Here is a 20985-nt window from a genome sequence, read left to right as displayed (position 1 = left end):
ATACCGAGTTGTTTACAACTCATGATTAAAATAACCTGATTGTAAATCTACAGTAGCAAATTCTAAATATTTAAGATGAGTATAATGATCCTCGTCAACAAATAAGATAAAACATTATTTAGGTATAGCAATCGTAACAATAAGTTGTCGAGAATTTATATTAGTATGGTCACATTGGCAGTTGTATGATGTAGCTAAAAATGTATAAATAAGCTTATAATTAATACAAAAGATCAATAGCCGTAGCTAAACCAAAATAAAAACCTCATTTTTTAAATGAGGCTTTTATTTTATATTTTAATTAAGATTCAGGAGTATCATCATCAGATTTTGTATCAATTGGATCTGATATACCTTGTTTATTCATTTCTTCTAATGATTTAGAACCTGCTAGCTCTGAAGTTTTGATATCCTTTACAATACCCATTTCATCAAAATAGACAACATAGGTTCTTTGACTAACAGCGCCATGCTGCGGTTGTTGACGGAAAACATAATACCAAACACGATCACCAAAGACAGAAGTTAACATTGGTGACCCCATAATAAATACAACCTGTTCTTTATTTTGACCAACTTGTAATAGGTCTATAGCATCTGGTGTTACATAATTACCTTGGTTAATATCAGGTCGATATACCCAACGATCAACAACCGAACAACCAGTTAATAAAACACTCGCTACAATTGTAAAAGAGGTAAACTTACGAAACAGCATCTAACTTTATCCATAAAAAAATAATGATATATATTATCGCTGATATTTTTCATAAGTGCTAGCCAAATTAATAAATTCTTCTACAGTTAGATAATGATTCTGATATCAGTAGGTCCTAACATAAATTATCACTTGACTTTTATTCTTGTATCAACCAACTTAATACTGTCATAATAGACACTATTTTTAAACATCAAAGGTACAAAATGAAACTAGAAACTATAGATCAAAAAGCAAGTTATGCTATCGGTTTGCAAATAGGACAACAACTAAAAGAATCTGGCTTAAATAATTTAGAACTCAACGCATTAAAACTAGCAATGGAAGATGTATTATCGGGTAATCAACCTGCTCTACCTTTACAAGAATTACATGAAGCATTACGCCATGTGCATGAACAAGCAACCAAAGAGAAGGCCAAACAAGCAGAAAAAATTGCTCAAGCAGGTAAAGATTTTCTAGCAGAAAACATTACAAAAGATGGCATTAAATCGACTGAATCAGGTTTACAATACGAAATCATCAAACAAGGCGATGGCGATTTACCGAAAGCAACCGATCGCGTGCAAGTTCATTATACAGGGCAACTAATTGATGGCACAGTATTTGATAGTTCTGTTGAACGTGGACAACCTGCTGAGTTTCCAGTCAATGGTGTGATTAAAGGCTGGGTTGAAGCGCTACAACTTATGCCTGAAGGTTCAAAATGGCGTTTATATATTCCTCAAGAATTAGCTTATGGTGCTCAAGGTGCTGGCGCATCAATTCCACCATACAGTGCATTAATTTTTGATGTTGAATTACTAAAAGTTTTATAAGCAAGAGTGGACGCTACTTGGCGTCCATTTGTTTTGAACGATTATCGTTTAGGAAGATGATAAGCACTAAATGCCGCCAGTAACAATAAAATACTCGCCGTACCAAACGCAACTAAATGAGTGTGTAAATGATCATAAGCCCATCCACCTAACCATGAACCAATCATCGCACCAATTTGATGTCCCAAATAGGTTAATCCTGAAAGTAGTCCCACAATTTTTACACCATAAATATCAGCGGTAATGGCTCCAGACATCGACAAAGCACCAGCCCAAACCAAACCACCCACTGCTGCAATAGTAAAAAGCTGCCATTTAGTTGATGCTAAAACAAGAGCAATAAAACCTAAACCTCGTATTAAATAGACCATCATTAAAATGTTTTTTCGTTGCACTATATCAGATAAATAACCCAAAACTAAGGTACTAAAAATAGCGACTAAACCAATCAAACCAATACCATTAGAACTAATGATAGGGTCAAATCCATGATCGGTAAGCATTGGGACTCCATGTGTTCCTAATAAATTCATACTGAAGCCACAGGTAAAAAGCCCAAAACTCAGTTGCCAAAATGGACGTGTTTTTAACACATCTATAAGTTTGATACTAGGCTCTATTTTTTGATTGATAACAGGCTCTATACCAGAGACTTCGATCTCCGATTGATTATCTTTCATAATAAACAAAGCAATAGGCAAAGCGATAATCATAAAAATCACAGCAAACGAAATTAGCGTTGTTTGCCATCCATAAATAGGAATAAAGAAAGCAAAAACAGGTAACATTACAGCAATACCTGCCATACTTCCTGTTGATAAAATAAATAAAGCCAACCCTCTACGCTTGATAAACCAACGTGCCACAATGGGCGTAAAACTGACAGAACCAACAAAGGAAGTACCAAAAGATAACGCAACACCAAAAGATAGAAAAAAGTTCCAATAATCAGCTGAGTTAGCTGACCAAACAGTAGAAATAATAATAATGATGGAACCTAATATTAGGACAAAACGAGTACCATATTTACCGACTAAATATCCCGCTATTGGCATAGCAATTCCAGAGAAAAGCATACCTATAGCAATAATTCCAGAAAGAATGCTACGACTAAAATTAAGATCATTTGCAATGGGAAGAAAAAAAACTCCCATACTCATTCTTAATCCACTAGAAAGTAAAGTTAGAAAGGAGGCCGCAATAACAATATTCCAACCAAAATACCACGGAGATCGCATAATAAACTCCTGATTATTTTTTATAGAAAACGGTTCAAAAATTCTAGCATTTAAGTTTAGTCGATGTGTATAAGTTATTTATTTTCCGCTATAATATTTATTTATCTATATTCACAAAAAGTTAAGGAAAGTTATATGTCAACAAATATGGTTCGTATCGCGATCGCAGGCGCTGGTGGCAAAATGGGACGGCAACTTATCCAAGCTGTTTCGCAAATCAAAGGGGTTACCTTAGGAGCAGCATTTGAACGAGCAGGTTCCTCACTAATTGGTAGTGATGCAGGTGAGCTTGCAGGGATCGGTATTTGTGGCATTAAAGTCACCGATAATCTAGAACAAGCTAAAGATCAATTTGACGTATTGATCGATTTTACGCGACCTGAAGGTACACTCGCCCACTTAACTTTTTGTGTTGAAAATAAAAAAATGATAATCATTGGCACAACTGGTTTTGATGATGCAGGTAAACAAGCTATTGCTGATGCAGCTAAAAATATTGCCATTGTTTTTGCCGCAAACTTTAGTGTCGGCGTTAACTTAGTGCTAAAATTATTAGAAAAAGCCACTAAAATTATGGGCAATTATACCGATATCGAAATTATTGAAGCTCATCACCGTCACAAGGTTGATGCGCCGTCTGGTACAGCATTAGCTATGGGTGAAGCCATTGCAGATGCACTTGATTGCAACTTAAAAGATCGTGCAGTTTACTGCCGTGAAGGTCATACAGGGGAAAGACCACAAGGCGCTATCGGCTTTGCCACTATCCGAGCTGGAGACATAGTAGGAGAACATACTGCTATCTTTGCTGATATTGGTGAGCGCGTTGAAATTAGTCATAAAGCATCTAGCCGCATGACATTCGCTAATGGCGCTGTTCGAGCCTCGCTCTGGCTTGCCAAACAACCCGTTGGTTTATACGACATGCGCGATGTTTTAAATCTAAATAATTTGTAATTTGAAAATGTCAGATGAAATTTGGATGCAACATGCACTAGTGCTTGCTAAACGCGCCGAGTTGCTTGGAGAAATCCCTGTCGGTGCTGTAATTGTTGATGAAAATAATCAAATTATTGGCGAAGGTTTTAATCAACCCATCAGCACGCATAATCCCACTGCGCACGCTGAAATGATGGCTATTGAACAAGCAGGTAAATATTTGAATAACTATCGTTTGATTAATACGACCCTGTATACCACACTTGAGCCTTGCATTATGTGTGCTGGAGCCATTATACACAGTCGTATTAAACGTGTAGTATATGGTGCTAAAGATTATAAAACTGGCGCAGCAGGTTCTTTTATTGATGTTCTTGCTTACCAAGGTATTAACCATTTTGCAGAAGTGACTAGCGGAGTATTAACTAACGAGTGTAGTACTGTTTTGAGCAACTTTTTTAAAAAACGTCGCTTACAAAAAAAATTGGTCAAGAATGGCTGTCAAAAAGTTTCAGGTAACTAGGCGTTTAAGTATAAAATACAACAATCTGTTCCTATGTTAGTTTAATAAAAAATGGGGGCGCTTATTCTTTTTACCAAGGAAAATTGCTAGAATCTCATTTAATTTTTTAAAAATTTAATTTGAGCATTATTAATGAAAAAACACACATTAGAAATGATGATATCTACTGATGATATCCAAAAACGTGTAATTGAGCTAGGCCAACAAATAAGTCAAGATTATCAACATAGCCAAAATGAACTTATTTTAGTTGGACTTTTACGTGGCTCTTTTATTTTTATGGCCGATTTGAGTCGAGCAATTACTGTCGGGCACGAGGTTGATTTTATGACAGCATCAAGCTATGGTAATGCTGTTATTAGTAACCGTGACGTTAAAATCTTAAAGGACTTAGATGAGGATATCCGTGATAAAGATGTATTAATTATCGAAGATATTATAGATACAGGTAATACTCTTAGCAAAGTCATGGCTATTTTAGAATTGCGCCATCCACGCAGTATTGAAATTTGTACGCTATTAGACAAACCCTCTCGCCGTGAAGTAAACGTTCCAGTTAAATATATCGGATTTTCAATTCCTGATGAATTTGTTGTGGGTTATGGTATTGACTATGCTCAGCACTATCGTCACTTACCTTTTATCGGTCATGTAACTTTACTTGAATCTTAATATTATACGAGGTATATGTGTCTCGATTCTCCTGTTCATTAGGTTTACTTTTAGTTATGACAGCTACGACAAGTTATGCTGACATGAAGTTATCCATTAAGGGATTAAAAGGCGATCTTGCAGATAATGTTGAGGCACGAACTTCATTAATTACACCTGACAAAGTTAGTGATACTCCAAATTTTAAGCGTTATTTTGAAAGCGAAACAAAAAAAGCATTACGTGCATTGGGTTACTACTCTCCTAGCTTTGAATATAACGCACAAAACCCAAAAGTTCTTGTTGTTAACGTTTCACCTGGCGACCCCGTATTAGTTGAGCAGCTTAATATTAATATTACTGGTGAGGGGAAACAAGATCCTGATTTTCAATATTTACTTAAAAACAACTTACCAAAAATTGGCGATGTGTTAAATCATGGTATTTATGAATCATTTAAGAAAAGCCTGCAAAATTTATCACTAAAAAAAGGTTACTTTGATGCCAATATGCCTAAACATCAATTAGCTGTATCTATGTCTGATCATCAAGCCTTTTGGAATATTGATTATACAACAGGTAGGCGATATCGATTTGGTAAAGTTACTTTTCATAATGCCAAAATTCGTGATGACTATTTAGCTAATATTGTGCCATTTAAAGACGGTGAGGAATATACAGCTGAACAATTATCATTATTAAATAGACGCCTTACTTCTACAAACTGGTTTAATTCAGTGGTTGTTGTCCCAGATTTTCCTCATCTAACCGAAGATAGAGTTCTTCCCATTGATGTAGAAACCTCACCCCGAAAAAAAAATAATATGGACTTAGGGTTGGGCTTTTCAACAGATAACGGCGTGCATGGTAAGATTGGTTGGAATAAACCTTGGATCAATAGTCGAGGGCAAAGTTTTCAAAGTAACTTATCACTATCTTCGCCAGAACAATTGGTGACCATGAGTTACAAAATCCCTTTAAAAAAATCACCTTTAGAGCAATATTACACTATCCAAGGTGGTTATAAAAAGATAGATAATAATGATACCTACTCACGTTCTTATACGTTCGGGGCTTTACGTAATTGGGATAATTTTTATGGATGGCAAACTGCATTAGGGTTAAATGTGTTAAATGATGACTTTACCCAAGGTGATTCAAGTTTTAAAACATTCTTGTATTACCCATCGCTTAGCATATCAAGAATCCGTTCTGATGGTAATTTATTAGCAATGTGGGGCGATTCACAACGTTATTCTGTTGAATCAGCTGGAGAAGTATTAGGTTCAGATATTAATCTAGTGCGATTTCAAGCACAACAAACTTGGATTCGCTCCTTAAAAAAATCGCATCGATTTATAGCTCGTGGCAATTTTGGCATTATACAAGCGAGCAATTTTGACCGTGTTCCACCATCATTTAGATTTTTTGCTGGTGGTGAACGCAGTATTCGAGGTTACAGTTATCAGTCTATTTCGCCTAAGGATAAAAAAGGTAAATTAAAAGGAGCTTCTAAACTCATCACTGGTTCACTTGAATATCAATATAATTTATCTGGATCATGGTGGGGAGCTGCATTTGTAGATACAGGTGAAGCTATAGATAAAGTTGATAAAACTAAATTTTATACAGGAACTGGTTTTGGCATTCGTTGGGCTTCTCCGGTTGGGCCAATAAAGGTCGATTTAGCAACACCACTTAACAAAGATACAGGTTCAATTCACCTATACATTGGCCTAGGAAGCGAATTATAATATGACTAAATATTCAGCTAGAATTAAAAAAGTAAAAAAATTAAAGCGGATACGTAAATGGAAAAAGCGAAGCATCGCTATTTTATCTGTTATCGCCTTTCTAATTGTTTTTGTTATTTTGTTTATATACACCAGTCTTGGTGTAAAACTAACCACCTATGTTTTAAATAAATTTCTACCTGAGTTAAAAATAACTCAAGTTGAAGGCACCTTTCATGATTTGCATATACAAGGACTTTCGCTTGAATTACCGGGTATTAATGTTCAAGTTAATGATGCTTCATTTTCACTCACAGGACTTTGTTTATTAAAGACTGAAGTCTGCATCAATCAATTCAATGCCAATGGTGTAAATGTTTCAATTAACACTAAAGAAATCGAAAGTTCACCAAGTGAAACTACTATTGATACTACCACCGCAGAGCAACATTTTGTTCTCAAAACTCCATTACCTATAGAGCTTAACAGCACACACCTTACTAATGTAAAAGTCACTGTTGATGATATGCAATTTGGAATGTCTGACTTCACGGGTAAAGCCACATGGGTTAATAATCAGATTCATGTTTATCCTGCTGTTGCTACAGGGTTGAATGCTATTTTTACAGATAATAAAGCAGCAAATGTACCAGTAAAAACGTCCGATACAGATATCGCACTTAATGAAAAAATCGCCCAACTTTTTAATCAACCACTGATTGAATCATTGCCTCAAGTTAATATTCCATTAGATATTAATGTAACTAGTTTAAGAGGGACAAACTGGCTATTACATATGGGGGAGCATGATTACCTTTTTGATAACGTTACAATTCAAACCAATATTGTTAATAGCCGTATTATTATAAAACAATTAGATACAGATGCTATAACTCCCTATGCTAGCGGACATGTTTCACTTTCAGGCGAAATCACATTACACGATAACTGGCCTATATTAGCTTTAATAAAAGCAGATACTGAACAAAACCGATTGGAAGCACAGTTTTCTGGTAAATTGCTTGGTGAGTTATTAACCAATATAAACCTTGATGGTTCGAATCAAATGGTGATGAGTGGACACATCAATTTTATTGAAAAATACTTACCTATAATCACTCAAATTGAAGGTAAGCATATTCAATGGCCAATTGAAGGACAAGCACAATATCAATTAAATGATTTTTCCACATCAATAAATGGTAATGTACAGCAGTTTCAAATGTCGGCCAAAGGTATTATTCAAGGGAAAGAATTAATTAATACTTCGTTTGATATTGCTGGCAAAGGAACTAATCAAGAGGCAAGCATTGATCATGGAATCATTAAATTACCTCAAGGTGAAATTAATATAGATGGAAATATAAGTTGGCCACAAGCATTACAATGGGATATCAACATAAAACTAAATAATGTTGATATGTACAAAGAACTACCTAACTATCCGATTCGATTAAATGGTCAATTTAAAACTACAGGCGTACTAGACAAAGATAAATGGGCGTTTGATTTTTCCAATCTACAACTAAAAGGTAATATTAACCATGCTAATTTTTTAGCATCTGGTAACGTATATGTTGATTCTGAAAACTTAGCCACTGCAAATAATTTTGTAATTAATTGGGGTAAAAATCAGATCGATTTAAATGGTTCAGCTGAAAAAGGCAACTTACTGGCTAAGCTAAATCTCGAATCATTATCGTTAATAGTTGATGATATGCAAGGTTCAATTGTGGGTAATATAAAACTTAATCGCACACATGATAATGCAATTATAGATACTAATTTAGCCATTAATTCACTGTCTTTTAATACTATCAAAGTAGCTAAAGCTAATCTTACCGGTAAAGTTGAGTATAAAGAACAGGCCAGTGGCAACATTAAACTCACTGGGCAATCAATAGAACTTTCAAGCCAAACTATAAAAAAATTAAATGTAGATTTAACTGGAAGTGAAAGCCAACATATATTAACCGTTAATATTGATGGTGAACCTGCATCACTAAAAACATCGTTAACAGGAAAACTTGATAAAGAACGCACAAAGTGGAACGGAACCATTTCAGGTGCGCTACTCAATTTAAACAAAAATAACAGTTGGCAATTAGCTAAATCTGTTGACTTATCTTATGATGTTAATAATCAAATCCCAGCAATTAATGCTCATTGCTGGATTAATGGAAAGTCAAGCATTTGCCTTGATAAGCAATTTTTGTTAGCTAAAAATACCGATACAAGTATCACCTTAAAAAACATTAATCTATCTAGGCTACCAATACCAAATGACGGTGAAACCAAACTTACTGGTAATGTAAATGGAAAAATAACTATTCAATTTAATAATGACAATACAATACCATTAATAAAAGCAAATTTAACAAGTTATGATGTTTATATTCAACAAATGGTTACCTCCCAATCGTTACTATTGCCTTTTGATGTTTTCAAAATAGATGCTGAATTTAATGAACAACAGGCTAAATTGGATTGGAAATTTGGTCTGAATAAATTAGGAAAAATAAACGGTAATCTTGTTATTACTGATCCAATTGAACAAAAAAAATTAAGTGGTCAATTAAGTATCGATCACTTAGCTTTAGCAATTATTAACCCATTATTAGATAGCAAAGACTATGCTAAAGGGGCTATTAATGGTAACGTTAAATTTTCTGGCTCATTAAATGAGCCATTGCTAACAGGAAATATTAACTTACAAAATAGCGAAATCAAATCTAGCCAATTACCAATTGATATTAAATCAGCTAAATTTGACCTCAATTTCAATGGTAAATCATCCACATTAAAAGGTGTTTTAACAACTCAAGCTGGCAATGTTAATATTAATGGTAATGCCAGCTGGAATACTATAGATAAATGGCAAGCCTCGTTAGCTGTTAATGGCGCTGCCATGGAAGTTACTGTGCCACCAATGATTGTTATGTCAATTGTTCCAGATATTAAAATCAATGTAACACAAGATGAATTAACGTTATTAGGTAAAGTTAGCATTCCAAAAGGAAAAATAACAGTTGAATCACTACCAGCATCAAGTGTTGATGTCTCACCAGATGAAGTAATGCTCGATATAAATCGGAAACCTATTAGGCCTCAGGAATTTGGCATTAAGATCAATAGTCATCTTGAAATTGATATTGGTGATAACGTTATTGTCGATGCTTTTGGACTAAAGGCTTCGCTTAAAGGTAGTTTAATTGCGGCACAAACCAATAAAGGACTTGATTTGCATGGTGAAGTTTTGATTCCAACAGGTCGATTCCATGCTTATGGGCAAGATTTAATTATTCATAAAGGCATCATTACTTTTTCAGGATCGGCTGATCAAGCTACACTCGATATAGAAGCAATTCGTAATCCAGAAGCAATGGAAAATAGTAATATTATGGCTGGAATCCGTGTTACAGGATCTTCTGAATCGCCAAAAATTGAAGTATTTTCAGATCCCGCCATGTCACAGCAAGAAGCACTCTCCTACTTAATCCGAGGACAAGGACTCGATAGTACAGAACAAAGCGATAGCGATATGATGACAGCTTTGCTGGTTGGTATTGGCACAGCGAAAACAGGTAAATATATTGGCGATATTGGTAATGTATTTGGTATTAAAAATCTAACACTTGATACGCAAGGTGCCGGTAATAACTCTAAAGTTGTGGTTAGTGGCTACATATTACCTAATTTACAACTTAAATATGGTGTAGGTATATTTGATTCATTGGCCACTTTTACTTTACGTTATCGCCTAATGCCTAGTCTCTATTTAGATGCAACATCAAGTTTAGCTCAAACATTGGATCTGATTTATCAATTCGATTTTTAACATTACCCCAAAGGACTCTATGCCCATTATCTTATGCAGAATCTCAATAGGGTAAAAGGCTAACACCATCCTAGCCTAAAACGTGCTAACTGACGCTTTAACTAAGCTGCATATAAGGTTAGCCATTTCAACGGTAAAAAAGTGCTATCAACATTCGTTTTTGTTTGATATTACATAATTTGTTCCTGTCTGACATGGAGCTACTATTAGGTTATTCTTCAATTTTTTTATCAAACCAAGAATATCCCATTCCCCTTTTCGTGTAAGCATCCTTTACCTGACTACAAGGGTATCCTTCTTTTATTGCTTTTTGTAATTTACTTTCTTTGTTCCAGTCTAATTTTTGAGATTTAACTGCTTCTAATTTATCTATGCATGAGTTATATGTAGTAATAAATTCCGCATTATTTTCTGTATAGAATTTAATGTACTTATCATTTTCTCTTTTCCATGCTTTTTCCCAACTAATACTACAAACTGGTAAAAAAACTAGATCATCTGCACAGTATAGTGATTTTTTTGATTCAATGGTTTGAATATCAGCATTAGCTAATTCATCAGTCGCCTTTTCCTCTAACGCTTTTTCGGCAACACTACAATTAGAACCAGTTCTTTTGTCTAATTTACATAAAGACTGCATTTTTGCTTTAATTTCATTAAAAGATAGTTGTTTTAACTCTTTTTTACCTTCATCTACTTTTTCTTTATAAATCGTTTCCCAAGCTTCACATTTCGGGCTTTTATTAAATGAAAAACTACTTTTACATTCATCTACCTTTAAATATTCATTAACTGATTCGCCCCACGACATACCAGAAATTTGTTTTTTAATAGCACTCATTTCAGAATCTACTGCTTGTTTTCTTTCGTCTTCTTTCCGTTTGTTTTCTAATTCATATTTTATCTTTTTGTCTTTTTTAATTGCAGACATTGCAGCACGACATTCAGGATCTTTTTCTACCTTTTCGATACCGCCTTTATCACTTGCCATAAATGCCTTTTTTAGATCCTGATTACATTGCTCTACTTTTTTATTTGCTGAGTCTATATTGTTTAAATAATATTCTTCGTTTTTTTCTTCACAACCAGTTAAAACCATAGCGGTGGTTAATATAAGTAAAACGTTTTTTAAGGCTTTCATCTATTCTCCTATTTAACTTACTTTTATTTTCATAAATATAGTATAAATAATAAATTATTATTGTTTAATATTTTATATGAATTACCTTATCATTTCTAGAAAATTACTTAATAGTGGAAATTACTCATGTTGTTTATCTAATTTGCAAAAAGACTGTAACAAATATACATACTCACTTATAGCCAACTAACATTTCACGTTTTGAACCAAAGCCTTTTCGTTTTTGAACGATAAATCCTGCATTAATTAAACGACGACGAACAAATCCTGCTGCAGTAAAAGTAGCAAAACTACCACCAGATGCTGTCAGGCTAAAACAATTTTTAAATAAACGTTCTGACCACATATCTGGATTCTTAGCTGGTGAAAATCCATCAAAAAACCAAGCATCAATCAAAACATTTTGCTTTATTAAAAAATCTGAAAAATTGCTAATATCATCATTACATATCTTTAAACTAACATCGTCAAACTGGAAAGTAGAATCAATTAAAAAAGCCTGAAGTCGTTTTGATAATGAAAGTAATGTTTTATTTTTAAAAAGCACACTATTATGAATCTTTATTAATTCATTTAACGATAACGGGTACTTTTCAACACTAAAAAATGCAAGATGTTTAAGTATATGATTCGGGTATTGACTTCTAAAATGTAAAAATGTTTCCCATAAAATCAAAAAATTTAGCCCTGAACCAAAGCCTGTTTCGCCAACTATAAATGTATCTTGCTTGTGATTCAAAAAACGCTGACGTAAATCATTACCTTCAACAAATACATATCTGGTTTCCTCAATTGCGCCTTCAGTATTAAAATAAACATCATCGAAATAGGTAGAGACAGGAGTTTGATTTTCGTCCCAAGTTATAGTTGGTTTATACATAATCACCCTTTAGAAGAAGCCGTTAACGAACTGTATATTAGCTTAGATTAAGTATATAATACGTAAATTAACTTATGAGGTAAATTATGCTATTTCTTTTTCGCTTAATTAGTGGTGTTATAATTGGTATTATCGTTTGTGTTTTAGGCGTCATTTTTTGCCTATTTAACCCAAGAAATCCCAAAAATGTAGCAAGATTTGCTCATTTATTTAGCTTTCTATTCAAACCTATATTGGGAGTAAAAGTTGATACTCGTACGCCTCCTAATATCAATATAATAGGTAGCTGTATCTATATTGCGAATCATCAAGATAACTATGATATAGTTGTAGCTGGTGATGTTGTGCAACCTAAAACGGTAACAGTAGGTAAAAAAAGTCTGGCTTGGATTCCTTTTTTTGGGCAACTTTATTATCTTACAGGTAACATTCTTATTGACCGTAATAATAAATCAAAAGCTCACGACACAATCGGACAAGTTGTTAATGAAATTAAAAAGCGTGGCATATCTATTTGGATGTTTCCTGAAGGTACTCGTAGCCGTGGACGGGGATTATTACCGTTTAAAACAGGTGCATTTAAAGCTGCCATTGCTGCTGGAGTACCAATTGTGCCAATCTGTGTATCGCAAACCAATAATATTAAATTAAACCGCCTAAATAATGGACATATCATTGTTGAAATGTTAGAACCTATCGAAACCAAAAATCTAGGCAAAGAGGATGCTAGAGCCTTAATGAAACAGTGCTATAGCCAAATGACAACTAAAATAGAGCAAATAAATGCTGAAGCAGAACAACTAAACAATCAAAAATAAGTCATGAATAAACAAGATCGTAATTTTGATGATATCAGCAATAAATTTGCACAAAATATTTATGGCACAACCAAAGGTCAAATTCGCGAAGCAGTAGTATGGCAAGAACTAGAAAAAGTTTTAGCTACCTATCCGCACAATAAATCATTAAATATTCTAGATGCTGGTGGAGGACAAGGTCAGATCGCCTGTCGGCTAGCCAAACTTGGGCATCAAGTAACGCTTTGCGATATCTCTGAACAAATGCTAGAACTGGCAAAACAAAAAGCTCAATCCGAAAAGATAAATATAGATTGTCTTTGTTGCTCTATTCAGCAGCTTGATAACTTAATAAACAAACAGTTTGATTTAGTCATTTGTCATGCTGTATTAGAGTGGGTTGCTGAACCAATTGAATTAATAAAATCATTAAAACAACACCTTAAATTTGATGGTTTTTTATCGTTAATGTTTTATAACTATCATGCGCTTTTGTTTAAAACGGTCACATTAGGCAATTTTGGTTACACAAAATCAGGGTTAGCTAAGCGTAAGAAAAAGACACTTTCTCCCGATTATCCAAGAGTTCCAACAGACGTATATCACTGGCTTACACAACTTGATTTTGATATTTTGCAAAAAACAGGGATTCGTATTTTTCATGACTATCTAATCAATAAATCCAAAGCAGAAACTCATTTTGTACAACTATTAGAACTGGAACAAAAATACTGCCAAACTGAACCTTATCTTAATTTAGCAAGATATATTTTAGTTACTGCAAAAAATAAAGTGAATTCATAAAAAACTCGTCTTGCCCATGCTTTTTTAAATGAGCACTCGAAAAATTTATCATAAATCGCTATTATAAGCAGATTAGTTTTATTGATTAAGGAAAATGATCATGATTGTTGTAACAGGCGGCGCAGGGTTTATTGGTAGTAATATTGTTAAAGGTTTGAATGACCTGGGGCACAAAGATATTTTGGTGGTTGATGATCTAACTGACGGCACCAAGTTTTCTAATCTAGCTGATCTAGATATTGCCGATTATATGGACAAAGATGAGTTTATCGCAGCTATTATTAGTCATGACGATCTTAATATTGATGTTGTTTTTCATCAAGGTGCCTGTTCGTCAACCACAGAATGGGATGGCAAGTTTATGATGGAAAATAACTATGACTATTCTAAAGACTTGTTGCATTACTGTCTCGATTTCAATATTCCATTTTTATATGCTTCATCAGCCGCTACTTATGGTGGGCGCAGTGATAACTTTATTGAAGATCGCACTTACGAAAAGCCATTAAACGTATATGGATATTCTAAATTCTTATTTGACCAATATGTGAGACAATTACTACCCCAAGCTAATTCGCCAATTTGTGGATTCCGTTATTTTAATGTATATGGACCACGTGAATCACATAAAGGTAGCATGGCAAGTGTCGCATTTCACTTAAATGAACAAATTAATAAAGGTGAAAAACCAAAACTCTTTGCAGGTAGTGAAAACTTTAAACGTGACTTTATTTATGTTGGTGATGTCGTTGCGGTCAATTTATGGTTCTGGAAAAATAAAATATCAGGAATTTATAACTGTGGAACAGGTCGAGCAGAGTCGTTCCAAGCTGTCGCTGATGCGGTTCTTACTTACCATAAAAAAGATGAAATTGATTATATCCCCTTTCCTGAACATCTAAAAGGACGGTATCAAAGCTATACCCAAGCAGATCTGACTAAATTTAGAAAAACTAAATGCCCAATTGAATTTAAGAATGTTGCAGAAGGAACTGCTGAATATATGAAATGGCTCAATGAACAATAAGATGGAATTGATTAAATGAAAACACTCATTATTGGTCCTTCATGGGTTGGCGATATGATGATGTCGCAAAGCCTGTATCGTACATTAAAACAACTTGATTCTAATAACGAAATTGATGTTTTAGCACCGGCTTGGTGTCGAGCGTTATTAAATAAAATGCCAGAAGTGAATCAAGCAATTGCAATGCCATTAGGCCATGGTGAGTTTGCGTTAAAAAAACGTCATAAAATAGGTAAATCACTGCGTGATAACCATTATGATCATGCTATTGTATTACCTAATTCATTCAAATCAGCACTGATTCCATTTTTTGCCAAAATTCCTAAACGTACAGGTTGGAAAGGCGAGATGCGTTATGGTTTATTAAACGATCTTCGTAAACTTGATAAGCAAGCATTTCCGTTGATGATTGAACGCTATATTGCTCTTGCTTATCCTAATAGACAGATTCATTCGGCTTCCGATTTACCACAACCACTACTATGGCCAAAACTCAATGTCGAACAAAATGAAATAACCCAAGCTCTTTCAACTTTTACTATAACACAAGATGAACCATTAATTGGCTTTTGTCCTGGTGCTGAATTTGGTCCTGCAAAACGTTGGCCCGATTATCATTACGCGGCACTTGCTGATATGCTAGTTAAACAGCACGCTAAAGTTATTATTTTTGGGTCCAAAAATGATCGCAAAGTAGGAGAACAAATTATTGCTAAAATGATACATCGCGATAAATGTATCAATCTAACAGGTCAAACACAATTAGAACAAGCTGTTAGCCTAATTGCTGCTTGTAAAGCCATTGTAACTAATGACTCTGGACTAATGCATATTGCAGCAGCTTTAGACAGACCACTGGTTGCTCTTTATGGGCCAAGTAGTCCAGATTTTACCCCTCCACTATCAGATAAAGCCGAAGTTATCCGTTTAATTACCGGTTATCACCGCGTCCGTAAAGGCGATGCAGAACAAGGTTACCATCAAAGTCTGATCGATATTAAACCCGATATTGTTTTCGAAACTTTGATGAAACTCATCATGCGCTGTAAAAAGAGTAAAGAATAATGAGAGTATTAGTGGTTAAAACATCATCCATGGGGGATGTACTTCATTCTTTACCGGCATTAACTGATGCGGCTAACAATTTACCAAATATATCCTTTGATTGGGTAGTAGAAGAAAATTTTGCCCAAATACCTAGTTGGCACTTTGCTGTAAACCAAGTGATACCGGTTGCAATAAGACGCTGGCGAAAAAATTGGTTCACTAAAACAATTCGTCAAGAGCGCCATGATTTTATTAATACCTTAAGACGACAACGTTATGATGTGATTATTGATGCACAAGGACTCATTAAAAGTGCGTTTATTATTACTCGTAAAGCACGGGGCATTAAACACGGTTTGGATCGCAAAAGTATCAAAGAACCAATTGCTAGTTGGTTTTATGATGTAAAACACAATGTACCTAAACAAATGCATGCTATTGAGCGCATTAGATTGCTGTTTGCAAAAAGCCTACAATATACATTACCTGATTCAATGGGTGATTATGCTATTGCGCGTCACTTTTTATCTTCATTACCTAACGATAATCAGCAATATCTAATTTTTTTACACGCAACAACACGAGATGAAAAGCACTGGAGCGAAGATGCCTGGCGGAAATTAATTAAATTAGTTGAGCCTACTGGGTTAAAAATAAAATTACCTTGGGGAGCACCACATGAGCAAGCACGAGCAATTCGTCTAGCACAAGGATTCCAACACGTAGAGGTACTTCCCAAGCTTTCACTTTCCGATATAGCAACCGTTATTGCGGGAGCAAAAGCCGTTGTTTCGGTAGATACAGGTTTAAGTCATCTAACTGCTGCATTGGATCGTCCAAATATTACTTTATTTGGCAAAACCGATCCAAAATTGATTGGTGGCTATGGAAAAAATCAATTTAGTATTATCTCAGATGAAAAATGCATGCAAACCATTCAAGCTGAACAAGTTTATAAACAATTAGTTAGCTTTTTATAAGTGGAATAAAAAGAAATGAATTTAATGAATAAATATAGCGATCTTATTTATGAAAAATACGCACAAATTGGCAGTAATGATCTCGGTTATATTGATGATGCCTTAGGCGCTGTTATGCAAGTGTTAGACGAAGTTGTTCGTAACGAAAATGTCCCACAAGAACTAAAAGATAAAGCCGCTTATGCAGCGGCTAATTTACTGATCAGCGACTTTGATGTTAAATAGTGGTTGGTAAATTAATAATAAAACGGGTTGATTGCTCATCAGACTCAGCGTAAATTGAACCTTTATGTGTTTCAATAATGGATTTGACGATAGCAAGCCCTATTCCTGTACCTGAATTATCATTACGATGACGTGATTCGTCAACTCTATAAAACCGATCAAAAAGGTGTGGCAAATGTTTACTATCAACTTTCTTGCCTGGATTCGAAATGATGATTCGAACTCGCTTTTCACTTACTTGACTTAAAATTATAGTGATAGTCTGATTTTCAGGTGTATAACGAATTGCATTGGATAAAATATTACTGATTGCCCTTCTTAACATCATCTTATCACCTTGAATATGGGAACAATTTCCTTCAAGATTAAAGGCAATATTCTTCTCGTCGGTAAGTGGTTCAAAATATTCACACATCATTGTGATCAAGCTATGTAAATCAATATCGATTAAATTAGGCACCAATTGACGATTATCTGCTTGTGCTAAAAATAACATATCAGAAATCATCTGTGACATTTTTTCGTATTCTTCTAAATTTGAATATAATATCTCGCGATATTCATTAGTTGTTCTGGCATTACTCAGTACTATTTGCGTTTGAGTTGTTAAATTGGTAATAGGCGTTCGCATCTCATGAGCGATATCTGCTGTAAAATTACGTTGCCGCTGAAACACATCCTCTATCCGATTAAGCATCTCATTGAATGCTTTCACTAAACTAACATATTTAATTGGTACTAAAGAAGCAGGAATACGGTAATTTAGACTTTTAAAATTAACTTTTTCGATCTTTTTAATCAACCGATTAATTGGTTTTTGGGTAAAATAGACACTGACAAAAGAACCAATTAAGGCCAAAATACAAGCAATAGCAATAAGCAAGCCTAAACCATCGTGTAATCGCCGAATGAATTCGAGATGTAAATCACGACCAACAGCAACTATAGTGGTATATTGTCTACCATTTTCAATCGAAACTCGTGAAGCGGCAATTCGATATGAGGCTTTATCTTGATTCCAAATAGCGGTACTGTGATTTGCAATAATGGTATCAAAATCAATATGATTTTTAGCAACGGTTAGATTAGGACCACGTGTTCGATAAACAATTTTACCTTTCTCATCAATAACATAAACAAATAGGCGATGATGTCCTGTCAAAATTAATAATAAATTTTGAATAAATTCGTCACGATTTTCATCTGGGGAATAGTAAACTAATTCACGTTCTATAGAATCAATAACCGAATTAAGTTCGGACACATTTTGTTGGATTGAAATTTTTTCAAAAGAACGTTCAATAAAAAAACTAAAACAATAAAGTAAACCGCAGGTTAATAAACAAACAATAAGAGGCAAGCGAAATGATATTAACTTATTCTGTTTCATCCAAGACATCTAACTTATACCCCATTCCACGGACTGTATGAATCAATTTTGGCTCGAAATCAGCATCAATTTTATTTCGCAATCTCCGAATTGCAACATCAATCACATTAGTATCACTATCAAAATTCATATCCCAAACTTGAGATGCAATTAATGATCGTGGTAATACTTCCCCCGGATAACGTAAAAAATATTCTAATAACAAAAATTCTTTATTGGTTAAATCAATGCGTTTATCTCCACGTGTTACCATACGTTTAGGAAGATCCATGACCAGATCTGCAATACTCAATTGGGAATTATTGACTTGAGGGACATTACGTCGGAGCATAGATTTCACACGAGCTAATAACTCAGCAAACGAAAAAGGTTTTACTAGATAATCATCAGCACCTAAGTTTAGGCCTTTAACTTTATCATCCACACTTCCCATAGCGGTAAGTAACATGATAGGTGTCTCTTTGCCTGCTTCACGCAGTGACTGAACAATTTTCCAACCAACTATATCGGGCAACATCACATCTAAAATAATTAGATCATAATCTTCTGTCATGGCTCTATGATAACCATCAAGACCATTATTTGTTAAATCAACAACAAACCCAGATTCAACTAAACCTTGACGAAGATACTCACCTGTTTTTTGCTCATCTTCAACTACTAACAATTTCATACTTGAATATTTCCTTTGTTATTTGTCTGGTTGTCGTAATTGCATAACACAGCTATAGAATAAATGATAAACACCAAACCAATCATGATGGTTTAATGACTATTTTGTAATCATAATGTCATTAATTAGTTGGTTTATCTTTGTTATAGTAGCTACACAATGATTCATGAGGCTAGACATTATTGTTTCATTGTTTTATTTCCTTTCATCCATTCCTTGCAATTTAATGCAGCCCTAGTTTATCTAGGGTTTTTTTTTGTTATAGATCGATGCAAGTTTACATACACCCGAAACAACAATTAGTTAGGTATGAATTGAGTATATTTTAACAAAAATACTCTACATTGAATATTACTTCCTTTTACTTTTTATACAACACAATACCCGTCTCGACATGATCTGTATAAGGAAATTGATCAAACATAGCAAAATGTTGAATTGAATGTGTTTTAGTCAATAACTGTAAATTGTCACGCAATGTATTAGGATTACACGAAATATAAATAATTTTTTTATAGGTTTTTAATATATTAATGGTATTTAAATCCACTCCCCCACGTGGTGGATCAACAAGTACCGTATCACATTGATATTCATCCAAATTGATTCCTTTTAAACGATTAAACTCTCGTTCTTTTTTAATTGCACTAGTAAATTCTTCGGCTGACAACCGTACAATATCAAGATTATCAATTTGATTAACTAAAATATTATGCTGAGCTGAATAAACAGACGCTTTAGCTATTTCAGTAGCCAATACTTTGCGAAAGTTTTGTGCTAGAGCAATTGAAAAGTTACCATTACCACAATAAAATTCGAGTAAATCACCAGTTGAATTTTTGGTAACCGATATGGCCCACTGTAGCATTTTAATATTTACCGCTGCATTTGGTTGAGTAAAACTATTTTCAATTTGTCGATAAATAAACGTTTTATCCATTACTGGCAACACTTCATCAACATAATCCACATCAATGGCTATTTTTTGATTACTTGCTCGCCCTACAATATTAGCAACTACTCCATGTTCAGCTAATTGAGTTTTTAATTTTTTTGCTTCTATAATCCATCCATCACTTAACTTTTTATGATATAAAAGCGTAATTAATAGCTGACCACTTAAAGTCGAAAAATAATCAATTTGAAACAGCATATGGCGAAGTAACAAATTATGTTGTAACAAAGGTAAAATGGTTTGCATTGCTTGATTAATTAGTTTTGTTGCAATAGGAAATTCATCAACCCGTATTCGTTTTTTTGTTTTTTTATCATACATAATATGATAAAGATCTTCACCATCATGCCAGATCCTAAACTCAGCACGCATACGATAATGACTAATAGGTGAACAATATACCGATAATTCGGGCAGTGAAAAATCTGATAATAATGCTTTTAAATTATCTACTTTTTTTTTCAACTGTTGATTATAATTATCATTCGAGAAACATTCAGTCATATTCATTATCTGATAGTTATTAAAGAAGTATTATTTAATATGGAAATTTGAGCCAATCCGTGTTAAGCCACAAAATAATTAAACATTAATTATTTAAACCAATT

19 protein-coding genes are annotated in these 20985 nt (G+C 34.1%); 12 read left to right on the top strand and 7 right to left on the bottom strand.

Annotation, left to right across the window (positions count from 1 at the left end; genetic code table 11):
- Window positions 1-301: 301 nt before the first annotated feature.
- Window positions 302-718: an outer membrane protein assembly factor BamE gene (bamE, locus tag J6569_RS07380; protein WP_065574933.1), complete on the bottom strand. Its 417-nt coding sequence runs from the start codon at window positions 716-718 to the stop codon at window positions 302-304.
- 206 nt (window positions 719-924) lie between these two features.
- Here bamE and J6569_RS07375 point away from each other — a divergent pair, with 206 nt between their 5' ends.
- Window positions 925-1536 (top strand): FKBP-type peptidyl-prolyl cis-trans isomerase, encoded by a 612-nt coding sequence (locus J6569_RS07375; protein ID WP_174798047.1) that lies wholly within the window; start codon window positions 925-927, stop codon window positions 1534-1536.
- Window positions 1537-1577: 41 nt separating this feature from the next.
- Here J6569_RS07375 and J6569_RS07370 read toward each other — a convergent pair whose 3' ends face one another.
- Entirely contained in the window at window positions 1578-2774 is a 1197-nt protein-coding gene (locus tag J6569_RS07370; protein ID WP_296318152.1) for an MFS transporter, read from the bottom strand.
- A gap of 135 nt (window positions 2775-2909) precedes the next feature.
- On the opposite strand from J6569_RS07370, the gene dapB reads away from it, so the two are divergent.
- The 5 genes from dapB to J6569_RS07345 all read left to right on the top strand — a co-directional run bounded on the left by dapB (window position 2910) and on the right by J6569_RS07345 (window position 10458).
- Window positions 2910-3731 (top strand): 4-hydroxy-tetrahydrodipicolinate reductase, encoded by an 822-nt coding sequence (gene dapB, locus J6569_RS07365; RefSeq protein WP_296318151.1) that lies wholly within the window; start codon window positions 2910-2912, stop codon window positions 3729-3731.
- Window positions 3724-4236: a tRNA adenosine(34) deaminase TadA gene (gene tadA, locus J6569_RS07360; protein ID WP_366941249.1), complete on the top strand. Its 513-nt coding sequence runs from the start codon at window positions 3724-3726 to the stop codon at window positions 4234-4236. The genes dapB and tadA overlap by 8 nt, the downstream gene beginning before the upstream one ends.
- A 132-nt stretch (window positions 4237-4368) precedes the next feature.
- On the top strand, window positions 4369-4908 hold the full coding sequence (gene hpt, locus J6569_RS07355; RefSeq protein WP_085164198.1) for a hypoxanthine phosphoribosyltransferase: 540 nt from the start codon (window positions 4369-4371) through the stop codon (window positions 4906-4908).
- A gap of 56 nt (window positions 4909-4964) precedes the next feature.
- Entirely contained in the window at window positions 4965-6641 is a 1677-nt protein-coding gene (locus J6569_RS07350) for an autotransporter assembly complex family protein (RefSeq protein ID WP_065611030.1), read from the top strand.
- A gap of 1 nt (window position 6642) precedes the next feature.
- Window positions 6643-10458 (top strand): translocation/assembly module TamB domain-containing protein, encoded by a 3816-nt coding sequence (locus J6569_RS07345; RefSeq protein ID WP_296300701.1) that lies wholly within the window; start codon window positions 6643-6645, stop codon window positions 10456-10458.
- A gap of 211 nt (window positions 10459-10669) precedes the next feature.
- Here J6569_RS07345 and J6569_RS07340 read toward each other — a convergent pair whose 3' ends face one another.
- Window positions 10670-11599: a hypothetical protein gene (locus J6569_RS07340; RefSeq protein ID WP_174798042.1), complete on the bottom strand. Its 930-nt coding sequence runs from the start codon at window positions 11597-11599 to the stop codon at window positions 10670-10672.
- Between the two features lie 172 nt (window positions 11600-11771).
- A complete protein-coding gene (gene mnmD / locus J6569_RS07335) occupies window positions 11772-12479 on the bottom strand; it encodes a tRNA (5-methylaminomethyl-2-thiouridine)(34)-methyltransferase MnmD (protein ID WP_174798041.1) in 708 nt (235 codons plus the stop codon).
- 86 nt (window positions 12480-12565) lie between these two features.
- On the opposite strand from mnmD, the gene J6569_RS07330 reads away from it, so the two are divergent.
- The 6 genes from J6569_RS07330 to J6569_RS07305 all read left to right on the top strand — a co-directional run bounded on the left by J6569_RS07330 (window position 12566) and on the right by J6569_RS07305 (window position 17359).
- The gene (locus J6569_RS07330) at window positions 12566-13297 is read left to right on the top strand and encodes a 1-acylglycerol-3-phosphate O-acyltransferase (protein WP_296318148.1); all 732 of its coding nucleotides are present in this window, start codon (window positions 12566-12568) and stop codon (window positions 13295-13297) included.
- A 3-nt stretch (window positions 13298-13300) separates the two neighbouring features.
- Window positions 13301-14080, top strand: a complete 780-nt coding sequence (locus J6569_RS07325) for a methyltransferase domain-containing protein (RefSeq protein WP_174798039.1) — start codon at window positions 13301-13303, stop codon at window positions 14078-14080.
- A gap of 100 nt (window positions 14081-14180) precedes the next feature.
- On the top strand, window positions 14181-15107 hold the full coding sequence (gene rfaD, locus J6569_RS07320; protein WP_085164186.1) for an ADP-glyceromanno-heptose 6-epimerase: 927 nt from the start codon (window positions 14181-14183) through the stop codon (window positions 15105-15107).
- Window positions 15108-15122: 15 nt separating this feature from the next.
- On the top strand, window positions 15123-16172 hold the full coding sequence (gene rfaF, locus J6569_RS07315; RefSeq protein WP_174798038.1) for an ADP-heptose--LPS heptosyltransferase RfaF: 1050 nt from the start codon (window positions 15123-15125) through the stop codon (window positions 16170-16172).
- Window positions 16172-17134, top strand: a complete 963-nt coding sequence (gene rfaC / locus J6569_RS07310) for a lipopolysaccharide heptosyltransferase RfaC (RefSeq protein ID WP_296318147.1) — start codon at window positions 16172-16174, stop codon at window positions 17132-17134. Before rfaF ends, rfaC begins: the two co-directional genes overlap by 1 nt.
- Window positions 17135-17158: 24 nt before the next feature.
- Window positions 17159-17359 carry a YaeP family protein gene (locus J6569_RS07305; RefSeq protein WP_065560145.1) on the top strand — a complete coding sequence of 67 codons (201 nt, stop codon included), beginning with the start codon at window positions 17159-17161 and terminating at the stop codon, window positions 17357-17359.
- Here the strand turns inward: J6569_RS07305 and J6569_RS07300 are convergent.
- The 3 genes from J6569_RS07300 to trmA all read right to left on the bottom strand — a co-directional run bounded on the left by J6569_RS07300 (window position 17352) and on the right by trmA (window position 20881).
- Window positions 17352-18758: a heavy metal sensor histidine kinase gene (locus J6569_RS07300; protein WP_065589174.1), complete on the bottom strand. Its 1407-nt coding sequence runs from the start codon at window positions 18756-18758 to the stop codon at window positions 17352-17354. The two genes, J6569_RS07305 and J6569_RS07300, sit on opposite strands and share 8 nt — an antisense overlap.
- On the bottom strand, window positions 18736-19422 hold the full coding sequence (locus J6569_RS07295; RefSeq protein WP_034914857.1) for a heavy metal response regulator transcription factor: 687 nt from the start codon (window positions 19420-19422) through the stop codon (window positions 18736-18738). The genes J6569_RS07300 and J6569_RS07295 overlap by 23 nt, the downstream gene beginning before the upstream one ends.
- Window positions 19423-19783: 361 nt before the next feature.
- Window positions 19784-20881, bottom strand: a complete 1098-nt coding sequence (gene trmA, locus J6569_RS07290; RefSeq protein WP_065589175.1) for a tRNA (uridine(54)-C5)-methyltransferase TrmA — start codon at window positions 20879-20881, stop codon at window positions 19784-19786.
- Window positions 20882-20985 lie beyond the last annotated feature (104 nt).

The sequence above is a fragment of the Gilliamella sp. genome (genome assembly GCF_024104075.1).
Taxonomy (GTDB): Bacteria; Pseudomonadota; Gammaproteobacteria; order Enterobacterales; family Orbaceae; genus Gilliamella; species Gilliamella bombi.
The sequence above is the reverse complement of the archived record's forward strand: the minus strand, read 5'-3'. Positions and strand labels throughout refer to the sequence as shown.